This is a genomic window from Cysteiniphilum sp. (assembly GCF_057495195.1).
Genome location: NZ_JBXTEF010000105.1, coordinates 1 through 11896 on the forward strand (window position 1 = coordinate 1; position 11896 = coordinate 11896).

The 11896-nt window shown below is 38.2% G+C and carries 10 protein-coding genes; 9 read left to right on the top strand and 1 reads right to left on the bottom strand.

The annotated features are described in order from the left end of the window. Window positions 1-159: 159 nt before the first annotated feature. A complete protein-coding gene (locus ACY10D_RS09490) occupies window positions 160-1395 on the bottom strand; it encodes an MFS transporter (RefSeq protein WP_487000495.1) in 1236 nt (411 codons plus the stop codon). Window positions 1396-1680: 285 nt separating this feature from the next. On the opposite strand from ACY10D_RS09490, the gene mraY reads away from it, so the two are divergent. From mraY to ACY10D_RS09535, 9 genes are all read left to right on the top strand, one after another. Beyond that, window positions 1681-2772 (top strand): phospho-N-acetylmuramoyl-pentapeptide-transferase, encoded by a 1092-nt coding sequence (gene mraY / locus ACY10D_RS09495; RefSeq protein ID WP_487000496.1) that lies wholly within the window; start codon window positions 1681-1683, stop codon window positions 2770-2772. 12 nt (window positions 2773-2784) lie between these two features. Beyond that, window positions 2785-4317 (top strand): UDP-N-acetylmuramoyl-L-alanine--D-glutamate ligase, encoded by a 1533-nt coding sequence (gene murD, locus ACY10D_RS09500; protein WP_487000497.1) that lies wholly within the window; start codon window positions 2785-2787, stop codon window positions 4315-4317. Window positions 4318-4321: 4 nt separating this feature from the next. After that, window positions 4322-5527 carry a putative lipid II flippase FtsW gene (ftsW, locus tag ACY10D_RS09505; RefSeq protein WP_487000498.1) on the top strand — a complete coding sequence of 402 codons (1206 nt, stop codon included), beginning with the start codon at window positions 4322-4324 and terminating at the stop codon, window positions 5525-5527. Window positions 5528-5540: 13 nt separating this feature from the next. Next, entirely contained in the window at window positions 5541-6101 is a 561-nt protein-coding gene (locus ACY10D_RS09510; RefSeq protein ID WP_487000499.1) for a cytochrome b/b6 domain-containing protein, read from the top strand. A 28-nt stretch (window positions 6102-6129) separates the two neighbouring features. Then, window positions 6130-7197: a 3-deoxy-7-phosphoheptulonate synthase gene (locus ACY10D_RS09515; RefSeq protein ID WP_487000500.1), complete on the top strand. Its 1068-nt coding sequence runs from the start codon at window positions 6130-6132 to the stop codon at window positions 7195-7197. A gap of 165 nt (window positions 7198-7362) precedes the next feature. Beyond that, window positions 7363-8877, top strand: coding sequence for a UDP-N-acetylmuramoyl-L-alanyl-D-glutamate--2,6-diaminopimelate ligase (locus tag ACY10D_RS09520; RefSeq protein ID WP_487000501.1), 1515 nt, complete (start codon window positions 7363-7365; stop codon window positions 8875-8877). After that, a complete protein-coding gene (locus ACY10D_RS09525) occupies window positions 8870-10243 on the top strand; it encodes a UDP-N-acetylmuramoyl-tripeptide--D-alanyl-D-alanine ligase (RefSeq protein WP_487000502.1) in 1374 nt (457 codons plus the stop codon). The genes ACY10D_RS09520 and ACY10D_RS09525 overlap by 8 nt, the downstream gene beginning before the upstream one ends. A gap of 12 nt (window positions 10244-10255) precedes the next feature. After that, window positions 10256-10774: a lipocalin family protein gene (locus ACY10D_RS09530; protein ID WP_487000503.1), complete on the top strand. Its 519-nt coding sequence runs from the start codon at window positions 10256-10258 to the stop codon at window positions 10772-10774. 252 nt (window positions 10775-11026) lie between these two features. Beyond that, complete coding sequence (locus ACY10D_RS09535) at window positions 11027-11851, top strand: hypothetical protein (protein WP_487000504.1); 825 nt, start codon at window positions 11027-11029, stop codon at window positions 11849-11851. Window positions 11852-11896 lie beyond the last annotated feature (45 nt).

An 11896-nucleotide genomic window follows, 5' to 3' on the forward strand; every position in this document is an offset into this window, starting at 1 on the left:
CCACTTTGATTGTGTAAGCGTTGGCTGAGCGTAAGTCGAAGCCTCTATGAAGTGTGATTACCCACTTCGACTGATGCTCAGTGCATCCCTTCGACTTACGCTCGGGGTACGGTGAGCACTTGTGGGTGAATATTTAGTCTTAGCCTTTTTTTATTTATTTTATTTATCTAATGTTTTGATATGCATCTTACTCGCTAGTAGGGCAATGATGGCAATAATAAATACAGCGCTCATTAGATAGGCTGGTGAGTTGGTGTTTCCTGTGTGATGAATCATATAGGTTGCAATCGCTGGTGTTAAGCCACCAAATAATGCAAAGCCAACATTATAACAAAACGATATGCCAGAATAGCGCACATCTGTTGGGAATAACTTCGTTAAATAGGCGCTAACAGCACCAGCAATACCGCCGGCAAAAATAGATACCAAGGTATATGAAAGCATTACCGCGCCATGTGTCGATAAGCTATGATAAAAATAGATACCTGTTGGGATGAGCAATAGGGCGCTGATTAAAATCACGACTTTTTGACCAACGCGATCCGAAATGGCTCCAGCAATAGTGCAGAAAACTGAAAAAGTAAACAGGTTAATAATCGTCGTATAAGCGATAACAGTATTATCATAGCCTCTTAATTGCATAAATGAGGTAATATACAAATAGAAAATACTGACAACAGCGGCTTGTGAGCCAACAATGAAAATTCCTAAAATGGCATTGCGTGCATGATTCTTAAATAACGCCAAGATTGGTAGTGTATGGCGTTTGCTTTCATTTAGGAAAAGTTCAGACTCCTCCAAACGTTTACGTAAGAAATAGCTAATCACAGCAAGTACGCCACCAAAGATAAAGGCAATACGCCAAGCAATAGATGGATCAACATGAATGAGTAATGCATGAGCAATATCCGCTAAGAAAATTCCAATATTGATAAATAAGAAGATTACCCCGCAAACTAGACCTGGGTGTTTGGGGATATGTTCGCAAACAAAGGTAATAGCTCCTGGAATCTCTCCACCAATAGCAATGCCTTGAGCCAAACGTAGTAGGATAAAGATAATGGTTGCAGTAACCCCTAAGGTACTAAAGCTAGGTAGTAACCCCATTAATAATGTTGCTAATGCCATAATACTAATCGATAGTACAAAGACTTTTTTGCGTGTGTATTTGTCACCAAAATGACTAAACAACATGCCGCCAAAAGGGCGCGCCAAATAGCCAATTGCAAAAGCAACAAAAGCGCCCAACATGCTAAGTACTGGCGATGATGAAGGGAAAAAAGTCTCGCCAATAGCCATGGCAAAGACGGCAAATATCACAAAATCATAAAACTCAAGAGCGCCACCAAGGCTTGAAAGTAAAATGATTCTCCATTGTTTACTGTTTACGGGCATTTTTATTCTCCTTTTGAGTCTAACCTTGCTCTTTATTCCTAATTGTTTTGAGTAATTAGTATCGCGTATTTTTTTATCTAGATGCAACTTAAAAAGTTAAATAAAATCGCAATATAGCGAATATAAAAAATATAATCGCTTGCTTTAGAAAGGAAAGTGCCAAAAAAAGTAATTTTAACACAGCTTTGGTTGTGTTCTGCAGTTAGGCTGACTAGAATACGTTTCATTTGTGGTGCATGGTTTTTCAACCGTGTAATGAAAGTCATTAAGGCAAGGTTTTTTTAGATGTTATTATGGTTAACCGGTTGGTTGTCACAATATTTTACGTTTATGCATATTTTTAGCAGTTATGTGACTGTGCGCTCACTTATGGCAGCATTAACAGCACTTTTAATCAGTTTATTTGTTGGCAAGCCTATGATCAGTTGGTTAAGTAAAATGCAGATAGGGCAGGTGGTGCGTGATGATGGACCACAAACGCATCTGGTTAAGAAAAACACACCAACAATGGGAGGGTGCTTAATTATTTTTTCCATTGTTGTATCAATTTTATTATGGGCAAAGCTAAATAGTCCGTTTATATGGGTATTGCTTTTTGTACTTGTCAGTTTTGGTTTGATTGGTTTTTTAGATGACTTTCTAAAGTTAGTATTAAATCATCCTAAAGGTTTGCGCGCCAAATATAAATATATGATGCAGTCGATTTTTGCAATCGTGGCAATGCTGTGGGTTTATGCCTTATTACATAACTATATGGACTTTAGCTTGTCGATTCCCTTTAGCAAGGATTGGGTTATTCCGTTAGGAGCTTGGGTTATCCTGTTGGGTTATTTTGTGATAACAGGAAGTAGCAATGCGGTGAATTTAACCGATGGTTTAGATGGTTTGGCCATTTTACCGATTGTGCTTGTAGCAATGGGGCTTGCTGTCTATGCCTATGTCATTACCAATAGTGCCTTTGCTGGACACTTGCTGTTTGATTATATGCCAAATGTTGGTATTGATGAGCTTGTTGTATTTTGTGCTGCAATTACCGGTGCGGGCTTTGGTTTCTTATGGTTTAATGCTTATCCTGCGGAAGTATTTATGGGGGATGTTGGTTCGCTAGCATTGGGGGCGACACTTGGTACGATTGCGGTGATTATTCGTCAAGAGTTAGTATTTTTTATTATGGGCTTTTTGTTTGTGATGGAAACGGTTTCAGTTATTCTGCAAGTTGGATCATATAAACTAAGAAAAAAACGTATCTTTAGAATGGCGCCACTTCATCATCACTTTGAATTAAAAGGTTGGCCTGAAACCAAAGTTGTCGTGCGTTTTTGGATTTTGACGGTTATTTTTGTATTAATCGGGCTTGCTGCACTTAAAGTGCGCTAATAAGGCGATTAAATGATCGAATCAAAGCCTTTTTATTATCAAACACAACACATCAAACATGTATTAGTTGTGGGTCTTGGTGCTTCAGGGGTTGCTGTTGTTAATTATCTAAAGGCTTATGTGTTAGAGATCGATATATTTGATCAGCACCCTAAAAACAGCCCGGTGACAGTTGATTACCAAAACTTTGATGAAATCAACCTTGAAAGTTATGATTTAATTGTCGTAGCTCCTGGTATTCCTATCAATAGAGCACCATTTAATCAACTCTATACTCATTGGCATAAAGTCGTTGGTGATATTGAATTATTTGCACTACATATTGCGGCATGTAATGCAACGAGATCACATAAGCAAAAAGTCATTGCGGTCACGGGTTCAAATGGCAAGAGTACGGTTGTTTCTTTACTTTTCCATGTGCTGCAAAACCTTGGAGTAAATGCTGCTTTAGGTGGCAATATCGGTACCCCTGCTTTAAGCCTTATCGATGGAAAAGTTGATGTTTATGTACTTGAGATCTCAAGCTTTCAGATCGATTTATTAAAAAACGCACAGTTTGATGTTGTGGCAGTATTAAATTTATCCCCAGATCATTTGGATCGTTATGCTGATTATAAGGCGTATTGTGATTCTAAACTTGCATTGTTCGCACGTGGCAAATACCGTGTGATGAATGCCAAACAAAAAGATTTATTAAATCATAGAGTGGATGATACTCTTTCATACTTTAATAATGACGTTACTTATATCGATGATGATAAAGCTATATTTCATCACGAGGTATTTTGTCGGCAGCCTGAGGTGATATTACAAGGCAGACATAATCTTGAGAATATATTAGCAGTGTTGGTTATTTTAGAAATGATAGCAGGTGCTTTAGCAACCTCAAGGCAAGCTTGTGATTTTAAAAACACCCTGCCAGTCTACGACTGTCACCCCTCTTATAAAGAGGGGAATCAAGTAGACTCAGAGGTAGAGGTTCCCCTCTTTGCAAGAGGGGTGCCGAGCATGCGAGGCGGGGTGTTGGGAGAAGGCGGAAGCTTAGAACAAGCTATAGGGTTGTCAGATAGTAGTAAAGCCAAGATTAAATCGGCAATTGCTACGTTTAATCCACTTGCGCATCGCTGCCGCTTGGTTAGAGCGTTTGAACATATTCTCTATATTAATGACTCAAAAGCCACCAATATTGCATCAACCGAAGCCGCCCTTATGGGCCTAGGAAGTAAGGAGACTAAAAACATTATTATTTTGTTAGGTGGTTTAGCAAAGGGTGCTGATTTTAGCGAGTTGGTACCTGTACTTAAAACGTATGTTAGAAAAGCAATCGTTTATGGACAGGATCGGATGTCAATTTATCAAGCCATTGCCAATGAGGTTGATTGTACGCTTTGTCAGAGCCTTGATGAGGCATTTAATGCTGCCACAACCCTCGCTTGTCAAAATGATATTGTGTTATTATCACCCGCATGTGCAAGCTTCGATGGCTTTTTAAGCTATGCTCATCGTGGTGAATATTTTGAAGAATTGGTTAATAAGCTAAGGTAACAGCGTGCTTTTTTTTATTCGTAATTTATTTAGTCAGCGCAATAGCAAAAAGGTGCGCGTTCGAGCGACCATTGAGCTTGATATGGCATTTGTTTTTTTGGTGCTGGGATTATTAGCGTTTGGTTGGATTATGGTGACTTCGGCATCAATGGTTGATGCTAATTATGATTATGGCAATCCTTACTTTTATTGTATGCGTCAAGGCTTCTTTGCCGTGCTGGGTATAGGTGCGATGATCTGTGCATTACTGGTGCCAACAGATAACTATCAGAAAATTTATAAACTATGGCTTATTATTGCCTTTGTTTTGCTCGTTGCTGTGTTGATTCCGCATATTGGACGTGAGGTCAATGGCTCAAGACGTTGGATACCTTTGATTGTGATTAATGTGCAGGTTTCAGAAGTTGTTAAGCTATGCGCTATTATGTATTTTTCATCTTATCTGGTGCGTTTTGGAGATGTTGCCAGAGAAACATTTAAAGGTGTTGTTAAGCCGCTGATTATTCTTGCAGCAATGGCAGGTCTGCTACTTAAAGAGCCTGATTTTGGTGCATCTGTTGTGATGTTTACCTGTGTGTTTGGCATTATGTTTATGGCAGGTGTCAAATTGAGATGGTTTATTATCCTGATTGTATTAGGTGGTGTTGCGGCAACCTTTTTAGTGCTTTTTGAACCGTATCGTTTGGCGCGTTTAAATGGCTTTATGAACCCGTGGGCGGATGCCAATAATACCGGCTATCAGTTGGTACAAGCACTTATTGCGTATGGTCGAGGTGGTTGGTTTGGTGATGGCTTAGGTAGTGGTATTCAAAAGCAGTTTTTCCTACCTGAGGCGCATACTGATTTTATAGTATCAGTGGTTGCTGAAGAGTTAGGTGCAGTTGGTGTGATTACACTGCTTATGGTTTATGCTTATTTGATCTGGAAAGGTATGCGAATTGCGAGTCTTGCTTATATTCTCAATCGTCACTTTCAAAGCTATGTTGCTTATGGTATAAGCTTCTGGGTGGCTTTTCAGGTGATTGTTAACATCGGGGTGAATATTGGTGTTCTGCCAACCAAAGGCTTGACATTACCATTGATTAGCTATGGTGGAAGTAGTTTGCTTATTATGTGCTTTGCCTTGGGCATTTTGCTTCGGATTGACTTTGAGAATAAAATTACAGCGGATGAAATTATGCCGCGTTATGTCTATCAAAAAATATCATAAGAGGGGGAGATTTATGAAAAAACAAACACATTATGACATATTGGCGCATATTATTCATTGGTTGTTCGCTTTGGCAATTATTTTTCAATTGTTATCAGCGCAATGGATGCATCATAAAGTAAAGCCAGGTGTTGAACCGTGGACATTAAAATTATTTCTATTTCATGAAATTTTTGGTGTCACTGTATTTTTCTTGTTATTAGCCTATTTATTACGTGCTGCAAGCCTAGTGGAAAAAGATAAATTCGGGCATCTTTTTCCTTACAATAAAAAAGGTTTGATGCCTGTGATAGAGGATATAAAAATATTGTATCGTCGGCAATTGCCTGATCGTGATTTCGGTGGGTTAGCTGGATTGGTTCAAGGCTTAGGGTTTTTATTACTTTTCTTGGTTGCTTTATTGGGGATACTCTGGCTTGTGATTCCGGAAAACTATATTGGTGCCCCATTGCTACATGACATCAAAGAGCTACATGAGTTCTTTGCGCAAATTGTTTGGTATTATTTAGCGGGACATGTTGGCATGTTCTTAATTCATGTTATAGTGGATAAAACTTCAAAAAATAAAAAGTAAAAAAACAGTATAAAGTGGAGTAGAGAGCGTGATAGACATACACGATAAAACAGATAATACACGTATCAAAGACAAACGTACCTTGGTGCCATCTGGCGTTATTCATGAAGAGCATCCGATTACCAAAGAAGCTGCGGCAACAGTGATTGCTGCGCGTAAGGCAGTATCCAATGTGCTTCAAAACAAAGATGATCGTATGGTTGTCGTTGTTGGGCCGTGTTCAGTACATGATATTAAAGCGGCAAAAGAATATGCGGGTCTTTTATTGAGTGAAGCAAAAAAGCATGCTGATGAGCTTGTTGTGATTATGCGTGTCTATTTTGAAAAACCAAGAACAACGGTGGGTTGGAAAGGATTGATTAATGATCCTGATTTAGATAATAGTTTTAAAATTAACAAAGGCTTACGTATGGCACGCCAGTTGTTATTGGATATTTCAGATATGGGACTACCGTGCGCAACTGAGTTTCTAGATGTGATTAGTCCACAGTATATTTCGGATCTCATTGCATGGGGTGCCATTGGTGCGCGCACGACTGAGAGTCAGGTGCATCGTGAGTTAGCTTCAGGCTTATCTTGTCCAATAGGCTTTAAAAATGGTACTAAGGGAAGCATTGGGATTGCGGTTGATGCGGTAAGAGCGGCGAAATCAAAGCATCATTTCTTAGGTGTAACTAAACAAGGCACAACGGCAATTTTCGAAACAACAGGCAATGCCGATGCACATATTATTTTACGTGGTGGTAATGATGGACCAAACTATGCCAAGGAATATGTTGATCAAACCGCTGATGCGTTAAAAGAGCATCACTTGCCACAAAAGGTGATGATTGATTGCAGTCATGGTAATAGCAGCAAAGATTACAAAAAACAATCTTTGGTGATTGATGATATTTGTGGTCAATACAAAGCAGGTAGTCAGGATATTCTTGGAGTGATGATTGAGAGTAACTTAAAAGAAGGCAATCAGTCGATTTTTGTTACTCCATTAGAGTATGGCAAAAGTATTACTGATGCTTGTGTTGGTTGGGATGAAACGGTTGAGATGCTTGATAAACTAGCATCTGCTGTTAAAGAAAAGCGTCAAGTGAAATAAACTAATGCCTAAGACTAAACATTCACCCACAAGTGCTCACCGTACCCTGAGCGTAAGTCGAAGGGTAATACACTCTCATAGAGGCTTCGACTTACGCTCAGCTAGCGCTCATACAATCAAAGTGGGTAGAAATATGGTCATGGCCAAGCTAATCAATCAATAATCGTGAAAACTATTGCTCAAATCAGAGCCTTTCTAATAGAAATTAATGCATTAAAACTAACTTCTTATCAGACTGTAGATCTTAAAAATCATTCTTATTTTCTCATTGAAAACCTTTATCAAGATCATCGTTTAGTCACAAAAAACGATGGCTTTATTGCACTTAAAGGGCAAATGCATGATGGGCATCGTTATGTCAATGAATTACGCGCTCAAGGTGTTCAATTGATCTTGGTTGAAGATATTGACTTAATTGATCCACAGGATATTCCTTTTGTTATCGAGATTCAGAATTTAAAATCAATTCTCGCAAGCTTGGCAAGCTGGTTTTATGATTACCCATCTGAGCAGCAAAGCATCTTTGCAGTGACAGGTACTAATGGTAAAACTTCAATTTGTCATTTCTTGGCGCAAAGCATGACAAGGCTTAAGCATAAGGTCGGTGTGCTTGGAACGATTGGCAATGGTGTATTTCCAAAACTTGAAGATTCCGCTTTAACGACTTTGGATAATCTAAGCCTACAGCGGGTACTTAAGAACTTGTATGATCAAGATGTTGATACGATTGCCATGGAAGCGTCATCACATGCCATTAGTCAGCAGCGTATTCTCAATGTCAATATTCAAACGGCGATTTTTAGTAATCTTGATATCGATCATTTGGATTATCACCAGACGATGGAGCAATATTTTCAAGCCAAGCGTCAGTTATTTAAATTAGCAAGTGTCAAGAAATGTGTGATTAATATTGATAATGACTATGGTAGGCGTTTGTATGATGAGTTGATTGAAGAGCAAGAGAAAGAGATTTTTAGTTTTAGCCTCGTTAATAGTAAAGCCGATTGTTGTATGCCAATACAATCAATATCGCCGCAAGGCTTTGTGGTTGATATACTTTTTAAAAACAACAAGGCATTAGCTATTACAATCCCTATTATGGGTGAATACAATATCAGCAATATTGCCGCAGTCGTTTGTGCTTTATTGGCAAACGATTATCCCTTTGATGACGTGATAACAACCTTAAGTGATTTACAGAATCCCAAAGGACGTCTTGAAAAGCTTATACATGATGGAAAAGCAACTGTTGTTATCGATTATGCGCATACCGCAGATGCTCTAGCTAAAGCCTTACAAGCCGTGCGTGTGCAAACAAAGGGTAAGCTTTATTGTGTGTTTGGTTGTGGCGGCTCACGTGAGCATAGCAAGCGCCCATTAATGGCAAAAGCAGCGCAACAATATGTTGATTTTGTGATTGTGACAGAGGATAATAATCGCACGGATGATATTAAGGATATTGTTCGAGATATTACATCGGGATTTAACGATGAGTTTACTCAATTTATCGTAATTGAAGCGCGTAAACAGGCGATAGAGTATGCATTAAGCATTGCAAATGCTCATGATGTTATTTTACTTGCCGGTAAAGGGCATGAAACCTATTTAGATAAAAACCATCAAAAAACACATTTTGATGAACGTGAAGTGGTATTGGAGTTTTGGAGAAAAAATGATTAAGTCATTAAAATCACTGGCTTTGCAATTAAATGATTGTCAGTACATTGGGCAGGATGTGGCAATTACTGGTGCGCATATTAACTCAAAAGAGATTAGTCAGGGACAGCTTTTTGTCGCATTACAAGGCGAACGTGATGGGCATGATTTTATTGATCATGCCATACAAAATGGTGCAGCTGCAGTTCTAGTGACACAACAACAAGCTGATCTTGACGTGCCACAAATCATCGTCAAAGATACGCGTAAAGCACTGTTTGACTTAGCCGTTTTATATCGCCAAACACTTAATATGCCCGTGTTATCAATAACGGGAAGTTGCGGCAAAACAACCACCAAAGAAATGCTAGTATCTATGCTTAAAGCATTTGGTAAGGTGCATTATAGTCATGGTAATTTTAACAATGATCTCGGTGTGCCGATGACAGTGCTATCAACGCCACAAGATGCTGATTTTGTGGTAATTGAAGCGGGCACCAATGCCCCAGGTGAAATCCCGCATTTAACACAGTTAATCAAGCCAGATTATGCCGGCATTACCAATGTCTCAGCATCACACTTGGAAAAGCTAAAATCTTTAGATGGTGTAATGATTGAAAAGGGTGCCTTACTGCAAGGCATACAGCCACAGGGTAAAGCAATTGTTAATTTGGATGATCCAAGAATTAATGCCTTTGCTAAAGCTTTAGCAGTTGATCAAGTGACATTCTCGATGAATAACACGGCAGCTGATATTTATTTATATGATCAAACAGAATCAGTAACAACATTGAGCTTTACAGTGAGCGTGGCAAAGAATCACTACGAAGCACGATTGAATGTTATTGGTCAGCATAATATTCAAAATACATTAACGGCACTTTCGTTTATCTATGCCTTGCGATTAGATATTTACAAAGCGCTTAATGCATTAGCAGAGTATCAGCCTTATAAAGGACGCTTCTCTTTAGTAACTTTAAATGATTATGTGACACTCATTGATGACACTTATAATGCCAGTGTTCAATCGGTTAAAGCAGCAATTAATGATTTAGCGACATTTAAGGGTCAGAAGTATCTTGTGCTTAGTAATATGGGTGAGCTTGGTGAGCATGCGGAGCATTATCATCAAGAGGTTGGTCGCTTGATTAAACAATCAAACATTGACTATGTCTATTTGTATGGCAATAAAGCATGGATGACATTACTGGCTAAAGAAGCAGGAGATCATGCACGATATTTTGAGCACAAAAGTGCGTTAATTGATGCTTTACAAAGTGATCTTAACAATAACCAAAATAAACGCTCACGCATTTTAGTTAAGGGCTCACGTGCGAATCAGATGGAAGAGGTGGTTGGGGTGTTGAAAAAGTATTATAAAGTGTTATAAGGAAGCGGTATTATGAAAAGGATAAAACAGTGGTGGTTGGTCTCAATGGTGTTGTTAGTTGCCGGATGTGCCACGTATGAACCCATGCAGACAGCAAAGAGTGTTGATCTGCAAAAGTATATGGGTAAGTGGTATGAGATAGCTCGCCTGCCTAATAGCTTCCAAAAAGGTTGTCATTGCTCTACTGCTGAATATAAGGTGCTTGATCAAAATAAAATTTCAGTCACCAATGCGTGTTATAAAGATGGCAAGTTAAAAGAAGCCACAGCAACTGCTTGGCGATCTAATGCCGATGATAATAGTAAGCTTAAAGTCAGGTTCTTTTGGCCATTTACGGGTAAGTATTGGATCTTATACGTCTCTGATGATTATCAATATGCTGTGGTTGGCGAACCTTCCAGAGAATATCTGTGGTTTCTAAGTCGCACAAAGTATATTAGTCAACAGCAGTTAGATTTGATGAAAAATATAGCCATTCAACAAGGCTACAATTTAGATCAGTTGATTGTTGCGGGTAATCTCAACTGTTAATAGTCGCTATTACCTACAGGCTGATCACTTACCTGAAAGCATCAAAAATTTCTTCGATACTAGACTTTATCAATGGGCAATCATAGCTATAAATAATCGTTATATGTGGTAAAATCCTTATTGGAAATCAATTGTGAAGGGAGTTTGTTATGACAAGTAGTGTTTGGTGGAGTTGATTATAGGCTGGAGTTTACTAGATACAGTATGATTTTAGTTTTGCCAGAATATTAAGAGTATGTAGAGGTATACAAGATGGAGTTTACAAGGTTTAGATTGATTGAAGAAAAGATCGAAAAAGGATTGCGTTATATTGAAGCTGATAGAGATTCCTTTCAAGGTGTCTTGTCTGAATATAAAGGTAATATTTCAGATACATATCATGAAGTAAGAATTACTAATGAAGATAAATATTTGTGGTTAGATATTGAGTACGGAAAACCTCACCCTCGTGATGACTTTATTACTCATACGCAAACAGGTCATAAAGAGGATAATATTCGCACATTGGAGCAAGTTGAGCTTTGTTCCCAAGTATTTTGCATGTATTTTTATGAGGCTAAGATATTATATATGTCACACTCAAATAAAAAATGGATCATCAAAAATATTTTAAAACAAATTACCAAGAATAAGACTAATTTTGAGATTGATGATACTTATGTTTCAGTTGAGGAGTTTATTCGTTTAATAGAGGAAGTAAATGAAATCTCTTTTACAAGCTTGGATGGTTTGTTTTCCAATGATAGCTCTAAGCGAAAGGCTCTTACTGATTTGCTTGGTTATGACTCTCCTGGTGATTTTTTGCTTAAGCTTGGCTATAAAAAAGGAAGTAAAAAACGATTACTTCCCTTTATTAGAAGTCTTGTTAAGGAAAAAGATAATGGTTCTTTGGGGAGTCTTATAATTAAAGGTTCGAATGGTTTAGGGTTACCTATAATTTTTAATAATGACGCTTTTACAAGTAAACTACAGGTAGTGGCAGATAAAAATGAACAAGGAAAGTTTGTTTCTTCGCTAGTCAAGCAAAAGTTACTTGAAAATATTGAAGAGACTGTTCACTCAACTGTGTCACCCTAAAGCTCAAGTTTTAACCGTTCAGGAAAAAAGATGTTGAGCTGTGAA